Source organism: Pseudomonas sp. zfem001, from assembly GCF_032621725.1.
Classification (GTDB): domain Bacteria; phylum Pseudomonadota; class Gammaproteobacteria; order Pseudomonadales; family Pseudomonadaceae; genus Aquipseudomonas; species Aquipseudomonas sediminis.
Map to the genome: position 1 here is coordinate 1617257 of NZ_JAVYJI010000001.1, position 17687 is coordinate 1634943.

The 17687-nt window shown below is 60.8% G+C and carries 15 protein-coding genes and 2 pseudogenes; 4 read left to right on the forward strand and 13 right to left on the reverse strand.

Annotation, left to right across the window (positions count from 1 at the left end; translation table 11 throughout):
• Positions 1-2: 2 nt before the first annotated feature.
• From RTH74_RS07580 to RTH74_RS07605, 6 genes and pseudogenes are all read right to left on the reverse strand, one after another.
• A complete protein-coding gene (locus RTH74_RS07580) occupies positions 3-851 on the reverse strand; it encodes a fumarylacetoacetate hydrolase family protein (RefSeq protein ID WP_316914254.1) in 849 nt (282 codons plus the stop codon).
• Entirely contained in the window at positions 848-1312 is a 465-nt protein-coding gene (locus RTH74_RS07585) for an NAD-binding protein (protein ID WP_316914318.1), read from the reverse strand. The genes RTH74_RS07580 and RTH74_RS07585 overlap by 4 nt, the downstream gene beginning before the upstream one ends.
• Positions 1286-1774: pseudogene (locus RTH74_RS07590) on the reverse strand (NAD(P)-dependent oxidoreductase); the annotation flags it as partial. The gene RTH74_RS07585 and the pseudogene RTH74_RS07590, both read right to left, overlap by 27 nt.
• A 59-nt stretch (positions 1775-1833) precedes the next feature.
• The gene (locus RTH74_RS07595) at positions 1834-2856 is read right to left on the reverse strand and encodes a TRAP transporter substrate-binding protein (protein ID WP_256833981.1); all 1023 of its coding nucleotides are present in this window, start codon (positions 2854-2856) and stop codon (positions 1834-1836) included.
• 103 nt (positions 2857-2959) lie between these two features.
• Positions 2960-4240, reverse strand: coding sequence for a TRAP transporter large permease subunit (locus RTH74_RS07600; protein ID WP_316914255.1), 1281 nt, complete (start codon positions 4238-4240; stop codon positions 2960-2962).
• Positions 4241-4307: 67 nt separating this feature from the next.
• Entirely contained in the window at positions 4308-4811 is a 504-nt protein-coding gene (locus RTH74_RS07605) for a TRAP transporter small permease (protein WP_037001854.1), read from the reverse strand.
• 228 nt (positions 4812-5039) lie between these two features.
• On the opposite strand from RTH74_RS07605, the gene RTH74_RS07610 reads away from it, so the two are divergent.
• Positions 5040-6575 carry an altronate dehydratase family protein gene (locus RTH74_RS07610; protein ID WP_316914256.1) on the forward strand — a complete coding sequence of 512 codons (1536 nt, stop codon included), beginning with the start codon at positions 5040-5042 and terminating at the stop codon, positions 6573-6575.
• A gap of 144 nt (positions 6576-6719) precedes the next feature.
• On the opposite strand, the gene RTH74_RS07615 is transcribed toward RTH74_RS07610, so the two are convergent.
• The gene (locus tag RTH74_RS07615) at positions 6720-7700 is read right to left on the reverse strand and encodes a GntR family transcriptional regulator (protein ID WP_316914257.1); all 981 of its coding nucleotides are present in this window, start codon (positions 7698-7700) and stop codon (positions 6720-6722) included.
• Positions 7701-7863: 163 nt separating this feature from the next.
• A complete protein-coding gene (locus RTH74_RS07620; protein WP_316914258.1) occupies positions 7864-8871 on the reverse strand; it encodes an AraC family transcriptional regulator ligand-binding domain-containing protein in 1008 nt (335 codons plus the stop codon).
• A gap of 448 nt (positions 8872-9319) precedes the next feature.
• Here RTH74_RS07620 and RTH74_RS07625 point away from each other — a divergent pair, with 448 nt between their 5' ends.
• The 3 genes and pseudogenes from RTH74_RS07625 to RTH74_RS24175 all read left to right on the forward strand — a co-directional run bounded on the left by RTH74_RS07625 (position 9320) and on the right by RTH74_RS24175 (position 11832).
• Entirely contained in the window at positions 9320-10117 is a 798-nt protein-coding gene (locus RTH74_RS07625; RefSeq protein WP_316914259.1) for an EAL domain-containing protein, read from the forward strand.
• 104 nt (positions 10118-10221) lie between these two features.
• Positions 10222-10977, forward strand: a pseudogene (locus tag RTH74_RS24170) (MCP four helix bundle domain-containing protein); the annotation flags it as partial.
• 150 nt (positions 10978-11127) lie between these two features.
• Positions 11128-11832, forward strand: coding sequence for a methyl-accepting chemotaxis protein (locus RTH74_RS24175; RefSeq protein WP_420713141.1), 705 nt, complete (start codon positions 11128-11130; stop codon positions 11830-11832).
• Between the two features lie 97 nt (positions 11833-11929).
• Here the strand turns inward: RTH74_RS24175 and pelG are convergent, their stop codons facing one another.
• Genes pelG through RTH74_RS07655 form a run of 5 tightly spaced genes read right to left on the reverse strand, consistent with a single transcriptional unit; the run spans position 11930 to position 17681 of the window.
• Positions 11930-13300, reverse strand: a complete 1371-nt coding sequence (gene pelG, locus RTH74_RS07635; protein ID WP_316914261.1) for an exopolysaccharide Pel transporter PelG — start codon at positions 13298-13300, stop codon at positions 11930-11932.
• Positions 13300-14826 (reverse strand): GT4 family glycosyltransferase PelF, encoded by a 1527-nt coding sequence (gene pelF / locus RTH74_RS07640; RefSeq protein ID WP_316914262.1) that lies wholly within the window; start codon positions 14824-14826, stop codon positions 13300-13302. The genes pelG and pelF overlap by 1 nt, the downstream gene beginning before the upstream one ends.
• Positions 14823-15812, reverse strand: a complete 990-nt coding sequence (locus RTH74_RS07645; RefSeq protein WP_316914263.1) for a HEAT repeat domain-containing protein — start codon at positions 15810-15812, stop codon at positions 14823-14825. The genes pelF and RTH74_RS07645 overlap by 4 nt, the downstream gene beginning before the upstream one ends.
• A complete protein-coding gene (locus RTH74_RS07650) occupies positions 15790-17157 on the reverse strand; it encodes a PelD GGDEF domain-containing protein (protein WP_316914264.1) in 1368 nt (455 codons plus the stop codon). Before RTH74_RS07650 ends, RTH74_RS07645 begins: the two co-directional genes overlap by 23 nt.
• Before the next feature lie 5 nt (positions 17158-17162).
• Complete coding sequence (locus RTH74_RS07655; protein ID WP_045733695.1) at positions 17163-17681, reverse strand: hypothetical protein; 519 nt, start codon at positions 17679-17681, stop codon at positions 17163-17165.
• Positions 17682-17687 lie beyond the last annotated feature (6 nt).

Sequence of the window (17687 nt, forward strand, 5' to 3'; positions counted from 1 at the left end):
GCCTAGCGACTCCAGGCCACCACGTCCTGGCGCTGCTCGCCGAGGCCGCTGATACTCAGGCGCATGCGGTCACCGGGCTTGAGAAATTGCGGCGGTTTCATGCCCGCGCCCACGCCCGGCGGCGTGCCGGTGCAGATCACGTCGCCCGGGTTGAGCGTCATGAACTGGCTGATGTAACTGACGATCTCGTCGATGGAGAAGATCATCGTGCGGGTGTTGCCGTTCTGTCGGGTCTCGCCGTTCACGCTCAGGCTCATGTCGAGATTGCGCAGGTCGGCGATTTCGTCAGGCGTGACCAGCCACGGGCCGATGGGGGCGAAGGTGTCGCAGCCCTTGCCCTTGTCCCAGGTGCCGCCCCTTTCGAGTTGGTAGGCACGCTCGGACACGTCGTTGACGATGCAGTAGCCGGCGACATGCTCCAGCGCCTGCTCACGCTCGACGTATTGCGTCTTGCGCCCGATGACGATGCCCAGCTCCACTTCCCAGTCGGTCTTTTCCGAGCCGCGCGGAATGATCACCTGATCGTTCGGCCCACAGATGGCACTGGTCGCCTTCATGAACAGCACCGGTTCGCTGGGCACCGGCAGGTTGGATTCCTTGGCGTGGTCGGCGTAGTTCAGGCCGACGCACAGCAGCTTGCCGATATTGGCGATGGGCGTGCCGATACGCACACCCTCTTCGACTCGCGGCAAGCTGGCGGGATCGAGTGCACGCAGCTCATCGAGCGCCTTGGCGTCGAGCGTCTGCGGGTTGATATCGGGCACGTGCTGCGACAAGTCGCGCAGGCTGCCGTCGGCCGCGACCAGCGCCGGCTTCTCTTGGCCCGGCGGGCCGTAACGCAACAGTTTCATGCATTTTCCTCTTCCGCGTAGGCGCGTACGCGTACACCGTTGATCTCACCCAGCACATCGAACAGGCGCGGGACGTACTTGTCGCCATGGCCCAGTGCCTTGGCCAGCATGAAGGTCTGGTACACGGCGTCGGAGACGATGCCGGTGGTCGGCGTCATCTTGCTCAGCTCGGTGTAATAGCGCATGTCCTTCTCGCAGTTGGCCAGGGCGAACTGCTGCCCGGAATCGTCGCCCTTCAGGACATAGGGAATGATCCGCTCGAAGGTGCGGCTGTAGCCGCCGCTCATGCTGCAGATCTCGGCGAATGCGGCCAGGTCGATACCATTCTTCGCCGCCGTGCAGAACGCCTCGGCGAGAATGGTGGCGTTGCCCTGGGAAATGAAGTTGTGGATAACCTTGGCCTTGTGGCCCGAGCCCAGGGGGCCAAGGTGGTGGATGGTCTCGGAGAAGCACTCGAGCACCGGGCGCACCTTGTCGAGCACCTCGGCATCGCCACCGGCGAGCACATTGAGGCGTCCGGCCACGGCATCCTTGGGGGTCCGGTTGACCGGCGTATCGAGGTAATGGCCGCCTTGTGCAACCACCTGCGCGGCCAGGTCAGCGGTGCGGTTCGGATCACCCGTGCTGCAATCGACGACGATCTGCCCCGGGCGCAAGCCAGCAAGAATACCGGTCTCGCCAGCCAGAGCGCGGCCGACTTCCGCCGTGCCTGGCAGACATAGCAGCACTACGTCGACAGCACGCGTCAACTCGGCGGCGTTGGCGTATTCGCGGGCGCCCTTGCTAACCAGATCCTCGACCGGCTGACGGTTACGGTGCGCCGTGACTCCGAGGCTGAAGCCCTTGTTCTGGATGTTGCTGGCCATGGCATGGCCCATCAACCCGAGGCCGATGAACCCAACATTGATAGCGGTCATGAGACTCCACCTTGCATGTAGCGCCTGTGCCCGGCACCAGCCGTGCCGAGCACAGGCGTAAAGGGTTACTGAGCGTTGCGGACCTTGGCGATCTCGGCGTTCATTTCATCCATCAGCGCCGGGCCATACTCGGCGACCAGCTTCTCGACGGTCGGACGCACCTGCTCACGCATGCGCTCGATTTCCTCAGGCGCGACTTCGTTGATCTGCATGCCATGCTTGGCCAGCGCCTCGCGCGAGCTGACGTCCATATCGCGCGATACCTTGCGCTCGTAGGCCTGGGCTTCCAGCGATGCACTGCGTACCAGTTCACGCTCGGTTTCGTTGAGCTTGTCCCAGGTGCGCTTGCTGAAGATCGCCACCAGCGGATCGTAGAAGTGGCCGGTCAACGACAGGTACTTCTGTACCTCGTAGAACTTCGAGGTCTCGATAGCTGCCAGCGGGTTCTCCTGGCCATCCACGGTGCGGGTTTCCATCGCGGTGTACAGCTCGGTGAACGACAGCGGCACCACGTTGGCGCCCAGTGCCTTGAACGATTCGATGGCGGTCGGAATCTGCTGCAGACGCAGTTTCAGGCCTTTGATGTCTTCCAGCTTCTGCACCGGGTGCTTGCTGTTGGTGACATGACGAAAGCCATGATCCCAGTAGCCAAGGCCGATCAGACCATGCGGCTCCAGGGTGGTCAGCAGGTTCTGTCCAGCCGGACCGTCGAGCACGGCATCGACCTCGGCGGAGTTCTGGAACAGGAACGGCAGACCATACAGGGCGAAACCCTTTTCGATGCCCGAGAGCAGGCCGGGAGTTACCAGCGTCATGTCGACAGTGCCGCCTTGTACGGACGAGATCACCTGAGCATCGCCGCCCAGTGTGCCACTGGCGAACACCATGACCTTCATCTTGCCGCCGCTCTTTTCCTTGATGATCTCGGCGAATTTCTGCGCGCCCAGGCCATGCGGGTGGTCCTTGGCCTGGACGAAAGCGATCTTGAAGTTATGGCGGTTGATCTCCTCTGCAGCCTGGCTGGCGGCAGACAACAGCAGGGCCGAGGAGCAGAGCAGTGCGGCGAGGGCTTTGGGGATGAATTTCATAAGGTTTCCTCTTGTTGTTATTACCGCCAGTAATGGCGGGGAAATGGGCGAAACAGCCCGCTCCGCATTCGCCGTCAGAACACGACGAATGCGGTGTTGTCGATCAGTAGAGCCACTGCGCGGGTACCAGCAGCAGTTGCGGGAAGGCCAGCAGCAGGCCGATCACCAGCAGTTCGGCGAGCAGGAAGGGCAACACACCGCGGATGGTGGCGACGAAGTCGATCTTCGCCACACCGGCCACCACGTTGAGCACCAGCCCAACGGGCGGAGTGATCAGCCCGATGGCGCAGGTCATGACGAAAATCACGCCGAAGTAGATAGGATCGATACCGGCCGCGACTGCTACCGGCATCATCACCGGAGCCAGAATCAGGATGATCGGCGACATGTCCATGGCCATGCCGATCAGCACGATGATGGCGACGATCAGCAGCATCAGCAGGCGCGGGCTGTCCATCAGCGGCTCCAGTACCTCGACCACCGAGCTCGGCAAATCGGCCACGGTGATCATCCAGGCAGCGACCATCGCCGAGGCGACCAGGAACATCACCATCGCCGTGGTCATCACCGAAGACACCAGTACCTGGTACATGCTTTTCCAGGTCAGCTCACGGTAGATCACCAGAGAAACGAACAGCGCATAGACAGCTGCCACCACGCCCGCTTCCGTGGGCGTGAAGATCCCGGCGCGCAGGCCAACGAGGATGATCACCGGCAGCAGCAGCGCCCAGACACCTTCGTAGAACGCCTTGGCGACTTCGCGCATTGGCGCTCGCGGGCGGGTGATCAGCGTCTCGCGGCGCGAGATGATGGCCCAGGCGATACACAGCGACACACCCATCATCAGACCGGGCGCGATACCGGCGAGAAACAGTTTGGTGATCGATACGTTGGCCGCCACGCCGAACAGAATCAGGCCAATCGAGGGCGGCAGAACCGGGGCGATGATGCCTGACGCAGCGACAAGACCACCGGCGGTCGCCTTGTCGTGACCGACCTTGACCATCATCGGCACCAGCAGCGCAGCCAGCGCAGCGGCATCCGCCGCAGCCGAGCCTGACAGGCTGGCCAGCACGCAGGCGGCCAGGATAGTGACGTAGCCAAGCCCGCCTTTGATGTGGCCGACCAGAGCAACGGCCATGTTGACGATACGCTGGGACAGACCACCGGCATTCATCAGCTCACCCGCGAGCATGAAGAACGGAACAGCCATCAGGGGGAAGCTGTCGGCACCGTTGACCAGACCCTGGGCGACGATTTGCGCATCGAACAGATCGAGGTGATACATCATGGCCAGTGCGCAGAGGATCAGCGCGTAGGAGATGGGTACGCCAATGGCCATGGCGCCCAGCAGAGACAGTACGAATATCGCGATGATGACCATCACATCACTCCGATTCTTATTATGAAATTGAGCGCCGGCGGCAGGCCGGGCGAAATACTGGAAAGCGCTACTGATGCAGCTCGGCCGAGAGGTCAGGTCGCGGTATTTCGCCGCCCAGTGCGAGACGGGCGATCTCGTAGAGATGAATCAGGCAGGCCGAGATGCCGAAGAACACACCAGAGCCGTAGAACAGGCCCATCGACCAGCCAGCGACCGGCGACGGTACGTTCCAGTTGATTTCCATCTGCTGCCAACTGCCCCAGAAGAACAGCCCGGAACAGGCCAGCATCAGCAATTGGGAAAGGATCAGGCAACCGCGCTCACCCCAGCTCGGTAGCGCCCGGAGCGCTAGGTCCACACTCATGTGACCACGCTCGCGCAGCAGCACCACGGCACCAAGGAACGTCAGCCAGACGAAGGCCCAACGCGAAATTTCTTCGGAAATGAGGATGCTTTCGTTGAAGCCGTAGCGCAGCACGACGTTGCCGAATACCAGCACCACCATGGTCACCAGGCAGATGATCGCCAGCACCTTGAGCAGGGTGAAATAACCGTCGACGAGCTTATGCATGACGGCGCTCCAGCAAGCTGACGATGACAGCGTACAGGCAGGATGTCGGCTGGCAGCCAACGCTCCCGGAAGGATGGGAATGAGCCATCGGGAAAGCCTCACATTGTTGTTTTTGTAAGCTGGCAAGCAGCCCTGTGGAGCCGACACTAACACCACAAATTATTGCGTGCAATGTTCATTTTTGTCAGTATCGTCGCCAGTCGATCACAACAACAATGAGAACGAGCCATGCAACTCATCACCAACACCCCAGCCGTGGTCATCCTCAGCGATCTCGATTCGGTCGCGGTCGCACGCCGCGCCCTGGCCCAGGGCAGCCGAGTCGAAAAGCTCGATCTAGAGGCTCTGGACGATATCCCTGCCGGTCACAAGATCGCCCGCTGCAGCATTGCCGCCGGGCAACCGGTTCTCAAATACGGTCAGGTCATCGGTGTCGCCAGCCAGGACATCGCCGCCGGCGCACATGTACACACCCACAACGTGGTGATGCCGCAAAGTCACTCCAGCGGCGAACTGCCCGCGGCCATCGAGCGCACACCGGTGCTACCGCCGGAACAACGTCGTCGCTTCATGGGTTATCGCCGCCCGGACGGCCGCGTCGGCACGCGCAACTACATCGGCATCCTGTCCACGGTGAACTGCTCGGCGACGGTGTCGCGCGCAGTGGCGGCGCATTTCAATGGGTCGGAATTGCTCAAGCGCTACAACATCGATGGCGTGGTGGCGCTGACCCATGGCAGCGGCTGTGCGATCAACACCGAATCGGAAGGCTTCAAGTTTCTCGAGCGCAGCATCTGGGGCTACGCCTGCAACCCGAATATTGCGGGTGCGCTGGTCATCGGCCTGGGCTGTGAGACCAATCAGATCAGCTCGCTGATGAAGCGCTACAACATCAGCGAAGGACCGAACTTCCGCGTCTTCAACATCCAGAATGCCGGCGGTACCCGCGCCAGCATCACCCGCGCCATCGAGCAGGTGACCGAGATGCTCGACGCCATCGGCCGTCTGGAACGCACCTCGGAAAGTGTCGAACACATCATGGTCGGCATGCAGTGCGGCGGCTCCGACGGTTATTCCGGCATCACCGCCAATCCGGCACTGGGCTACGCAGCAGACCTGCTGGCGCAGCACGGCGGTACTGCAATCCTCAGCGAAACGCCAGAAATCTACGGCGCCGAGCACTTGCTGATCGCCCGTGCGATCAGCCATGAAGTGGGCCAGAAGCTGCTCGACCGCCTGACCTGGTGGGAGGAATACACGCGCATCAACGGTGCCGAGCTGAACAACAACCCCTCGCCAGGCAACAAGGCCGGCGGCCTGACCACCATCCTGGAAAAATCCCTCGGTGCGGCGGCCAAGGGCGGCACCAGCTCGCTCAACGGCGTATACGAATGGGGCGAGCCGATCACCGAACGCGGCTTCGTGTTCATGGACAGCCCCGGCTACGATCCGGTATCGGTGACCGGCCAGGTAGCCTCCGGCGCCAACATGATCTGCTTCACCACCGGCCGCGGCTCGGTGTCCGGCTTCAAACCGGCGCCGTGCATCAAGCTGGCGACCAACACCGAGATGTTCCGCAAGCTGGAAGAGGACATGGACATCAACTGCGGCGGCATCGTCGACGGTGAGTTGAGCATCGCCGAAGCCGGGCAGAAGATCTTCGACATCCTTATCGAGATCGCCTCGGGCGAGCCGTCCAAGAGTGAGCTGTACAACTACGGCGACAACGAGTTCGTGCCTTGGCAGGTGGGTGCGGTGACCTGATCGTCAGGTTCTGCTGATACGAAAACGGCCGGGGATTCCCGGCCGCTTTCGTTACTGACGTGCATCTGTGATGTGCCGCCTCGTAGCAGCCCACTTTCTCTGCCGGCACCTTGATCGCCCGCAAGCGGGCCCCTACAGCGGCGTCTACGCGTCGATCCGCTCCAGATAAGGCACGGCCTGGATCACGTTCTGCGCGCGGAACTGCGCCAGGCGCTGCTTGACCTTGCGCTCGGCGATCACCAGGTGCTCCTCCATGCTTTGCGCCGCCAGGTCAGGGCGACCGGCCTGCAGGTTCTCGAAGATGCTCAGGTGCTCGCGGAAGAAAGGCTCCTCATCGGGGAAGTAACTCTTGTCCAGCAGGATGTGCTTGCCCGACAGCAGCAGCGAGTGAGTGCGGCGCAATATCTGCAGCATCTGCCGGTTGGGACAGCGGCCCAGGGTCTCGATGTGCAGGTCGCTTTCAAGGTCGTCGAACTGGCGGCTGTCCATGTCCGGGTAGAGATCCATGGCCTGGTGCAGGCGCTCGATATAGCCGTCCAGTTGCTCCGGCTGCAGGAACTCTGCAGCCCGCATGAGCACGTATGGCTCCAGACGTCGACGGACTTCGTACAGCTCAGCCAAACGCGCCTCGTCCCACTGCCCGAGCTGCCAACGGGAGCGCTCGTCGCGCTCGACCAACCCCATCAGCGAAAGGCGCGTGAGCACCTGGCTGGAGACCGTGCGGCTGATGGCGTAATGGCGGGAGAGTTCGAGCTCGTTGATGCGATAGGTACCGAACAGCGACTGGTGCAACAAGTCCCGTTCGATCTGGTCGTATACGGATTTCCAGGTTTCAGTCTTGCGCGGAGCCTGAGCCTGGTCATCCGTCAGCTTGAAATCAGCGGCCTCGAGCTTGCGCCGCAGCACCTTGCCAGGCTGCGCACCAACCAGATAACCACGGCCTTCGAACGTACAGACAAGACCTGCCTGATGCAGACTGAGCAGCGCCTGGCGCACAGGCGAGCGGCTCACCCCGAACAGATCCGCCAAGGGCCCCTCAAGGAGTAACGTTCCTGGCTTGAGCCGACCTTTGCGGATACTCGACGCGATGAGTTCGAATAACTGATCGTTGAGATGCTTCTTCATTCTTGTTTTCGGGTCGTATGTGGGAAGGGAAAGAACCACAGAGCTCCATGCCCCGCAATACTCCTATATATGACAGCCTCATACAAAACAGCTTTTGCATGCAATGCTCTTTATCGACGACTCGTTGCAGCGTGACGACATATGCCAGGCGATGTGCACGTCCTCACAACGCGCGACCCTCCTGTAAAGCACGGTACTGATTCGGCGAGGTGTTGAACCAGCGCATGCACGCCTTGTGAAAGCTGCTCTGATCACGAAACCCCAGCTGCGCCGAGATGTACTTGAGACTGCGGCTGGTGTTGCGCAGAAAACTGTCAGCCTGCCGGCGGCGGGCCTGGTCCAGCAGCAGACTGAAGTTCGCCGAATCACGCTCAAGGCCATGCTGCAGGCTGCGCCGGCTCATACCAAGCTGATCGGCAATCTGGCTGAGACTCGGGCTGATGCCCTGACTCAGTTGCTCGGCCAGAACGCGCCTTACCCTGGCTTCCAGCGATCCATCCACCTGCTCACTCATGCGCGCCTGCGCATATTCGACGTGCAGGGGATGCAGGGCTGCAGCCGCAGTGGGCAGTTCGATCGCACCAGCCTCGACACTGAACGTCATGCAATTGCGCCGTGCCGAGAAATACAGGTTATCGCCAAACAGGCGCCGTAACTGCCGAGTGTCGGCGGGCTCGGGATAGGTCAGTTCCAGCATCAATGGCATGGACCGCTGAAACGGCGAAAGCCAGTGCACGATGGCAAAGATCAAGGCCGCCCCCGCATCGATGAAGGCTCGCGGAGCCCGCTGGGCCACCGTGGCGTTCTCCAGGCCAACCAGCTTCAGGCGGTCGACATGGTGCTCCAGGAACATGTGCGAGCCGTCGCTGGTCATCGGGTGATAATCGGCCAAGCGCTGCAACGCATGAGCCAGCGTCGGACTGGACATCAACGCGTAGCTCTGCGCACCAAGAATGCACGGGTGAAAATGCTCGTAGGCATTGAGCCCCATATCCGCATCACCCGTTTCGCTCGCGATTGCACTCAGCAGACGGTAGACCAGCATCACCCTGACCGGCTCGCCTCCGGCCAAGACCTGATCCAACCCAGGTAGATACCTGGCCAGCGCTACACCTTTGCTCGCAAATGCCTTGGTCATTACCTGGAAACAGGCATTTGTAATCGTATGCATCAAGTATTCCTGAGCGACAACCTAATTGGCCCACCCAAATAACACGGAGAAAAAGAAGGCGGGGCCAGAGGACATACGATTGGTTTCCCGGAACACTTCTCACCTCATAAATCGAGTGCGAGGATGACGCAGGCGAGTTGCCAGCATTCTTAATCTCTACAAGAAACTGGAGTTGCCTCTATCGGTAAATAGTCACTTCGTGAGCAACGATGTGACTGCCTCGCACTCGACCGCTGTGAAACCTCATATGGCCAGTGCGCAATACGCAGGCACTTGGCCAGTTCAAAAAACTTCATAAGGCGCATAGCGCCATTACCTATCGATCAGTGATTGCACACCACGACAAAGCGGGTGACGGCATCTTTTTTTCATTGCCAACGAATTCATTACAGGGACAGGGAAAGATGCACAGCCCCCGCGATACCGCCCTTTTCAGAGACGCACTGGCATGACCAGCCATGAGCCTTTCTTTCGCCTTGTAACCAGCAACCCGCTGAATGATCTGCAGCGAGCACACCTGTTTTACGATCAGCTACAACGCGGTCAATTTCACCTGGCCTTCCAGCCCGTGGTCGCCCCCGGCGAAACCCAGCGAGTGCTGTACCGTGAGAGCCTGCTGCGTCATACAGGCGAGGGGCTGGGCTTCAATCCCTTCCCGTTGCTGGAGCGGCTGCACGTCATACGGCCGCTGGATCATCGCGTGATCTGCACTGTACTCACGCTGCTACAGGACAACCCGACACTGACCCTGGGCTGCAACATCTCCGCGCTCAGCACCGTACTCGACAACGATTGGGATCAGTTGCTGGAGCGTTTCTCCAGCGAGCCCGAGGTGACCAGCCGCCTGGTCATCGAAATCACCGAAAGCGCCGTGCCACCCAGCCACCGTAGTGCTGTCGATCTGGTTCATCGCCTGCGCCATGCCGGCTGCCGGGTAGCAGTCGACGACTTCGGTTCGGGTTTCGGCACATTGTCGTTCATTCAGCAAAGCCAGCCGGACATCATCAAGATCGACCAGAGCTATATACAACGCGCGCGCAATAGTACTCAGGGCGAGAAAACGCTCAAGTATCTGCTGGAACTATGCAAGACATTGGCACCCTGCGTAATAGTCGAAGGCATCGAAACTTCTGCCGACCTACATCTCGCGCAAAGTCTCGGCAGCTATTGGGTACAGGGTTATTTATTCGGACAACCCACTGCCGACATTAGCGGAATGCAGGGCTCTTCTCGCATCACTAATTAACCGACGTGGCCACCGATATAAAAATTGATCACTCAATCAACTTTTATCGCCTATCCATCAATCATCACACTGCTTTTCACGAGGTCGCCATGTTACTGAGAAAGATGAAGATCGGTTGGCGTGCCGCTACCAGCTTCTCCATGCTCGCACTGCTGGTATTGATACTGGGCTGGATCACCCTGACGCAAATGTCACGCATGGACGATATGTCCGACGCCATCGAAGAAAAGTGGTTTCCCTCGGTACTGGCGCTGGATGAAATGAACATGAGCGCAGCGAGGGTTCGTGCGCTGACGTTGCGCATTTATATCTCCCGCAATGCCGAAAAGCGCAGCGTCGATCTAGCTGCTCTCGAACAGGCGAAGAAGGACCTTGTACGCGTCGAACAAACCTACGCCACCTTCATCACCTCGACCGAAGAACAGACAGCCTTCGACAGCTTTCGCAGCAGCCGGGAACGCTACATGGCCAGTCAGGCCGAGGTGATGGAAGCGATACTCACGGATAACGACACACGGGTCAGTCAGCTGGTAGAAGGCACCCTGAGCGAAACGGCCGACGACCTGGCGGCATCGATGCGGGCGCTGATGCAGCTCAACAAGACTGGCGCCGGCAACGCTTCGGCGCAGAGTGAAGACGCGTATGAGAGCGCGAAGTACATCGTGCAGGCCGCCGTTGCCGTGGCCGTGCTACTCACGATCATCCTCGCCCTACTGTTCACTCGCAGCGTCATCATTCCCCTGGGCAAAGCTGTTGGCCTGGCCGAAGACATTGCAGGCGGCGACCTCAGCCAGGACGTCAGCGACGATGGCCGCGACGAGCATGCGCAACTGCTGGCGGCACTTTCCACCATGCGGCGTAGCCTGCGCGACACCATTCAGCAGATCGCCGACTCGTCCAGCCAACTGGCCTCTGCCTCCGAAGAACTGCATGCCGTGACCGAGGACAGTACACGCGGCCTGCACCAGCAGAACAACGAGATCGAGCAGGCCGCCACCGCAGTCAACCAGATGACCGCCGCGGTGGAAGAAGTCGCGCGCAACGCCGTCAGCACATCCGAGGCATCGCGCGAAACCGACCATACCGCCCGCCAAGGTCGGAACCAGGTAGGCCAAACGGTGGAGTCAATCGGCCTGCTGACGCAAGACATCTCCACCACCAGCGAAGAGATCCGCCGCCTGGCCGACAATGTGCGCAACATCGGACAGGTGGTAACCGTTATCCGCGCCATTGCCGAACAAACCAACCTGCTGGCGCTCAACGCCGCCATCGAAGCCGCTCGTGCCGGCGAGCAGGGCCGTGGCTTCGCCGTAGTGGCCGACGAAGTACGCGCACTTGCTCATCGCACCCAACAATCGACCGGCGAGGTCGAGCAGATGATCGAGCTGATTCAGAAAGAGACCGAACAGGCCGTACAGGCGATGGATACCAGCATGCAGCGTGCCGGCTCGACACTCGACCTGGCCCAGTCCGCCGGGCAAGCGCTGGAAGAAATCACCCAGTCCATCAGCGCGATCAACGAACGCAATCTGGTGATCGCCAGCGCCTCGGAACAACAGGCGCAGGTGGCACGCGAGGTGGATCGCAACCTGGTGAACATCCGCGATCTGTCGTTGCAAAGCTCGGCCGGCGCCGATCAGACCACTGCCGCCAGCCAGGAGTTGTCGCATCTGGCAGTCGGCCTCAGCACGCTGGTGACGCGCTTTCGGTTGTGACACCACAATACGACTGTCTCTCTCAGCTACTTGGACTCAAGGGCAAGTGCGCTCGCACTTGAGTCCGTGTCAGAGCATGCAGGACGAGTCGCCTTGCTTAGCGGCTGAGCATGAAGGTTTCGAACTCGAGATCGTCCAGCGCCTCATTGAGACGATACAACCCCAAGAGCACGCACAGTAGCAACGACAGGGTGAAGCCATAGCCGAAGAAAGTCGGGCCAAGCATCTGGCTGAACAAGGTCAGCGCACCGTTTGCCAGGACGAAGAGAACGCAGAGCTCGAGGACGATGGCACGCTTGTCCAGATAGAAGAACACGTTGAGCAAGGCCATGAACACCACCTGAATACTCACGCCGATCACGTCGATGTAGAACAGCGGCAGGTAGTAGTGCGAGATACCCAGCCAGGACAGCAACTGCGGCGCGAGCAGAAACAGCAGAACCAGAGTCAGCCCCTGGACCTTGCAGATTTCCATCAGGCCCTGACGAATCGCCAGAATCATCTGCTCCTTGAGCCAGCCGATGTGCTGCAGGGTTTCCCCGCCGCGAATCGCGTCATAGACACGCTCGTACCACTCGGCGAAGTCGGTTTCGATACGCACCAGGAACACCGCCATGCCGGGGATGATCGACAGGTAGGCGAGGAAGATCGGCAGGTCGTAGAGGATCGATGCCCGCAACGGGCCGATCACGGCTTCGGAAGTCGAGGGGTTGAACCAGAAAATGAACTTGTCGATCCAGATGCCCAGGTTGTAGCACAGCCCTGTCAGCAACAGACTGCCGAATACCTGGCGACGCTTGAGAAAATCGAACGCGACCAGGCGCTCGGCCGGGTACTCGCGAAGGATGTCGAACAGGAAGATAAACAGCAGGCTGGAGTGACCGATCAGCAGGCCCAGCAGCAGGCCGTCGATATTGAGAAAGCGCAGCAGATAGGCCGAGGCGACCATCAGCGAGTAACCGAGAAACATCACCCCGAGAATGCGGTTGTAGGCCTTCATCCCGGACAGGAAGATGATCACCAGCCACAGGTTGCACAGCACCACGAAGTTGGCCATCACCAGCAGGCGATAGGAAAACGACTGATCGAACAACAGGCCCAGCACACAGATCGCCAGCAGCCCCGAAACGATGGTCACCAGCAGCAGTATGCCCACCAGGTTGGGTAGGATCAGATCCAGGCGTTTCTCGAACAACCGGTCGGAGACGAAGCGGGTGAAGAACAGCTGCAGCCCGCCGGTAAGTATCAGCGAAGTGGCCATCAGGTACGTCACGGTGACCAGGAACTGACCGATCAGCGTTTCCGGCAGCACCGCCCCCAGGCTCAGTACACCGATGAGCATCACGCTGATGATCGACAATACCCACGGGCCGGAGCTGATCAGGCCGGCATACAGGTAGGCGCGCATCGTCGATGTGTAGGAGTCCCTGGACAGGATCTTCCTCAGTTCAAAGCCTATACCCGCCATTACGCGCTCTCCGTGCCTTCGCGATACAACTCGCGATAACGCGCGAGCATCAGTTCTTCGGTGTAGTAACGTCGCACACGCTCCAGGCCGACGGCCTGGGCCGCCTTCCAGCGTTCGGGATTGCGTAACAGCGAGAGGATGGCGCGCGAGGTGGCCTGCGGGTCGGCAATTGCTACCACTTCACCGGCCGAGCCAAGCTGGCGATCCTCCTCCGTGGAGCCTTCGACCAGCTCGCGACACGACCCTACATCACTGGTCACCACCGGCGTGCCGGCCGCCCAAGCCTCGAGCACCACCAGCGGCTGCGCCTCGCTGATCGAAGTCAGCACCATCACGCCCAGCTGCGGTACGACTTCGCGCACCTGGCGGAAGCCGAGAAAACGCACCTTGTCCTGCAGCCCCAGACTGGCCACCAGGCTGTGGCACTCGGCCGCGTAATCCGGATCTTCTTCTTCCGGACCCACGATCCAGCCTTCGGCTTCGGGTATGACGCTAACCACACCACGGATGGCGCGGATGAAGGTTTTGACGTCCTTGATCGGTACCACCCGCCCAACCAGGCCGGCTACCGGTGGTACGCCTTCTGGTCGGCTAAGCAGCGCCTGATCCCAACTGGCCAGATCGATGCCATTGGGGATCACCCGCGTGCGCTCCTCGGGAGCGCCATCGAGAACCTGACGCCGCCTGTTGCCTTCGTACAGCGCGATGATGGAGTGTGCAGATCGGTAGGTGATCAGCCCGATACGCTCGAAGAAGCGGATCCACAGTCTGCGGATGTAGCTGACCTCCGCATCGAGGCCGGTGCTCAGGCGTTCGTCGGGACTTTCGGCGATCCAACCCGCCTGCGCCAGATCGATCTTGCGCTCCTTGGTATAGATGCCGTGCTCGCTGAGCAGGTAGTAACAACCCCAACGGCGCTGCAGGACGCTGCCCAACATCCCCGCGTAACCGGTGGAGATCGAGTGCAGCATGCGTGCGCGCGGTAGCGTTCTAGATACCTCCGCGAGCATGAATAGCGGCGCCTGCATGGAGCGCAGCGTCCAGAAGTAATTGACGAATGACGGATCGGCGCAGTGCTGGGTATAGCCGTCGACGATGGCATCCCAGCTGGCACGACTTTGCAGGAAGACCTCACGGCCGATGCGTCCGGCAGCCAGAGTATCGACGAATGCATCACCCTGCTCGGCGCTAGGCTCCTCCGGGTTGTGCAGGAATCGATGCACATCCAGCATCAGCTCGGCCAGCTCTGCGCTCGCACGGGTACTGGTGGTGGGAATCGAACTCCAGGAGTCTTCGAGGAAATGCTCCTGAATGTGCACCACGTTGTCCGGGATGGCGTAATGGCGCTTGCCGTAGGCCTCCTTCTGACCGCCGATGAACAACACCGAGAAGGTCAGCTCAGGCAGCCCCAGGATCAGCTGGTTGATCCAGCTCGACACGCCCCCGCGCACATAGGGCCAGGTTCCCTCGAGCAACAGGCAGACATCGACGCTCTGCACGTCGGGAACAGCGGATTTCTCACTCATAACCAGTATCTTGCCAATGCCGCGAAGGGAGGACGTTGCAACAGCTCGGCCGGCATAGTCGCCAGCATTTGCGGGATGTCCGCATAGCGTTGCCGCAGGAATGCGATCTCGGCCCGATAAGGCGCCAGCTGCACCGCATCCATCCCGGCCTGCCCCGACTGGTCGAACTGCGCCAACGCCTCATCGAGATTGCCCTGTTCCATGGCGATACGCCCGGCCAGCAAGTGCAGTTCGCCACCCGAGTTGCCTTGCAGCGCCGCCATCACATGGCTCCAGGCTTGCTGCAACACGTGCTCCAGAACACTGCCCTGAGCCAGGCCGACATAGGCGAGCTCCCAGTACCAACGCGCCAGTTGCCCATGCAGGGCGAACTTGCGGTCCGTGCTGGCGCTTTCCATGTCTGCCAAGGCGTGTTCGATACGCTGGTTGATTCGGCTTTCACGCTGATCGAGCATCGAGTAGGCAAGCAGACGCACGTCGTCAGATGGATCACGCAGCGCTAGCTTCAGGATTGGAATGGCTTCCTTGCTACGCATGCGTCGTGTGGCGAAGATCGCCGTCAGGCGCTGATCGGGGTCACGCGCGTGACGCAACACGTCCTGAAGGCCGCCATCGCTGAACATCAACTCCTGCTTGCGCTCGCGCGGCCGGAAAGGCAGCTCGGGAACGGCAGTCGCCTCCCAGGACTGAACCTTGCGCTTGCGCGGCAAGTAGAGGGCCGGAAACAGCGCCAGCGCTACGCCGATCATGCCAATCAAAGGGATGAAGAATGAGACGCTGAAAATGAACAGCAGGCTCCAAGGCAAGGGGTAGCGATAGCGGCGCGGCAGCAGCAGCCAGATCCCGGCAGCCAGCATGGCGCTTCCCAGGCCATGCGCGGAGGCATAGAGCAACGCAGCCTGATGAATCGGGAGATCGCTGACCGCACTGGCCCAGCTCCCGACCTCAAGCAGCGCAGCGCCGCTAAACAGCCACTTGCTGATCATTCAATGCGCACTCGTTGAAGAGGAAGTGTCTCAAGGCATCCCGCTCATCACCGCCCTCGAACAGGAATTGATGCGTCTGTACACCGAGCGAATCAAAATCTCGGCCCTGGCCAAAGCGCTCTGCAAAAAGCTGGCGGATACGCACCAGATATCCCTGCGCGCCCTCACCCGAGGTCAGCGGCAGCAGCACCAGCACCAGGCGACTGCCGCGACCGTTGATGACCTTGAGCTGGACATCAAGACCGCGCTGGCTGCCTTCCAGAAGACGCTGAACCTCTTCTCCGTTTTCCTCGGAGAGTTCGAACGCATATAGGCTGGCCGGCAGGTCATGGTCGCGCGCATCGGACAGCGAGCGCTTGAGCAGTTGCGAGTAGTGCTGGGCATCGGCATCTGGCAGTTGCAGCGCCTGCGCATCGCTCATCAACAGATCGGCGATATGCCCGGCGAGAATCGCCAGCAGGCTGAAACTGCGCTCATGGAACATGAAGAACGGCATCTGCTGAATCGCCAGCACTGCCAGAATGCGGTCTTCGGTATCGATCAACGGCACACAGACCTGCAACGCGGAATGCCGGACGCCTTCGCCACGATCCAGCACCTCGGAACGCACACTGACCAGCTCGCCGCGCTGCAGGCACTGGCGCAACAGCACATCGTTGCCGTTCAGCTCGCCCATTTCCCCCAGCGTGGCCAGCGCTCGGGGGTCGACTTGAGCGTTGTCCGTGACCCGATAGAGCCCCGCCACTCGCAACGAGCCGTATTGGGCAAGCAGGGAGATGACCGTATCGGCCAGGGTCTTCAGGGCGTCTCGATCACCCGGCAAGGCACGCAACTGTTCGCGCAAGCTCAGGAGTGAGCTGCGCAGACTCTGGTCGTTGCCCGCTACACGTTGCTCCAGGCGATCATGCGAGATGCGCAGGATATGGTGGGAGCGGGTGAACTCATCGAGCCGCAGCTGGCGATACTCGTTGGCCAGACTGAGTCGCTCGAGGCGGCGCTCCCAGATGTCGCGGAATTCACCGACCAGCATGCTGCAGAGCAACATGCCGACGATGAAGGACGCCGGGATGTCCAGATAGAGCTCCCAGCCTGACAGCCGAAACACGAACAGCGCAGCAATCAGCAGTGCGGCGCTGAACAGCCCCTGCAGGAATCCGTAACGAACGCCGAGCAGGATCGGTACGAGAATCATCCAGGGGAACGACGCCACCACGAGCAGGGGGTCGTCCGGCGATAGCCAGTAGCCGAAACCTAGGGCGAGGAGGCTCAGCAGACAGGTTTCCCACCAGGAAACACGGCCACTGGCCCTCGGCGCAAGAATGAAATCCTTGTGGGCAGACTGCATCGTCATTACTCGAAGTCGAGGTTACCGACCAGCTCACGCAGCACCTTCTGCGCCGCCCCCGCCAGACTCTCGCGCGACCAACCCGCACGGGCGCCGCTCGAGCTCCAGACCACGCGCCCGGTAGCCGGCTCCAGCACCTGCAGGCTGACGCCCACAGCGGGTTCGCCATCGAGGCCATTCTTGTACTGCCACTCCTCGACGCTACCGGTGATCACGTAAGCCAGACGCTGTTGGCGCGCCCAGTCGAGCGCCTGTATCTGGCGCTCACGGTCGTCCTGCAGCAACAGGTCCTGACGCGGCGCCTGAGGATACATCAGCGGACGCACGCCCTCTTCGGCCAGGATGCTGATCAGGATCTGCTCTGCGCGCTCACCGGCCTGCGGAGTCTGGGCGTAGTTGACCAGTGGCGCGACGCCCCAGGCAGCGTTGCGCGGCAGCGTCTGGCCACTTTCACGGGTGAAGCTCGAGCACCCGGTCGCGAGTGCTGCAATGACCACCAGGGTCAGGCAACGGATGATTTGCATCGTCAT

What these genes read in the sequence shown, in the direction of transcription:
- RTH74_RS07650 (WP_316914264.1), bottom strand. Translation starts at nt 17,157, where the DNA reads ATGCAGTCTGCCCACAAGGATTTCATTCTTGCGCCGAGGGCCAGTGGC.
- RTH74_RS24175 (WP_420713141.1), top strand. Translation starts at nt 11,128, where the DNA reads ATGACCGCCGCGGTGGAAGAAGTCGCGCGCAACGCCGTCAGCACATCC.
- RTH74_RS07655 (WP_045733695.1), bottom strand. Translation starts at nt 17,681, where the DNA reads ATGCAAATCATCCGTTGCCTGACCCTGGTGGTCATTGCAGCACTCGCG.
- pelF (WP_316914262.1), bottom strand. Translation starts at nt 14,826, where the DNA reads ATGAGTGAGAAATCCGCTGTTCCCGACGTGCAGAGCGTCGATGTCTGC.
- RTH74_RS07645 (WP_316914263.1), bottom strand. Translation starts at nt 15,812, where the DNA reads ATGATCAGCAAGTGGCTGTTTAGCGGCGCTGCGCTGCTTGAGGTCGGG.
- RTH74_RS07605 (WP_037001854.1), bottom strand. Translation starts at nt 4,811, where the DNA reads ATGCATAAGCTCGTCGACGGTTATTTCACCCTGCTCAAGGTGCTGGCG.
- pelG (WP_316914261.1), bottom strand. Translation starts at nt 13,300, where the DNA reads ATGGCGGGTATAGGCTTTGAACTGAGGAAGATCCTGTCCAGGGACTCC.
- RTH74_RS07625 (WP_316914259.1), top strand. Translation starts at nt 9,320, where the DNA reads ATGACCAGCCATGAGCCTTTCTTTCGCCTTGTAACCAGCAACCCGCTG.
- RTH74_RS07580 (WP_316914254.1), bottom strand. Translation starts at nt 851, where the DNA reads ATGAAACTGTTGCGTTACGGCCCGCCGGGCCAAGAGAAGCCGGCGCTG.
- RTH74_RS07620 (WP_316914258.1), bottom strand. Translation starts at nt 8,871, where the DNA reads ATGCATACGATTACAAATGCCTGTTTCCAGGTAATGACCAAGGCATTT.
- RTH74_RS07600 (WP_316914255.1), bottom strand. Translation starts at nt 4,240, where the DNA reads ATGGTCATCATCGCGATATTCGTACTGTCTCTGCTGGGCGCCATGGCC.
- RTH74_RS07615 (WP_316914257.1), bottom strand. Translation starts at nt 7,700, where the DNA reads ATGAAGAAGCATCTCAACGATCAGTTATTCGAACTCATCGCGTCGAGT.
- RTH74_RS07595 (WP_256833981.1), bottom strand. Translation starts at nt 2,856, where the DNA reads ATGAAATTCATCCCCAAAGCCCTCGCCGCACTGCTCTGCTCCTCGGCC.
- RTH74_RS07610 (WP_316914256.1), top strand. Translation starts at nt 5,040, where the DNA reads ATGCAACTCATCACCAACACCCCAGCCGTGGTCATCCTCAGCGATCTC.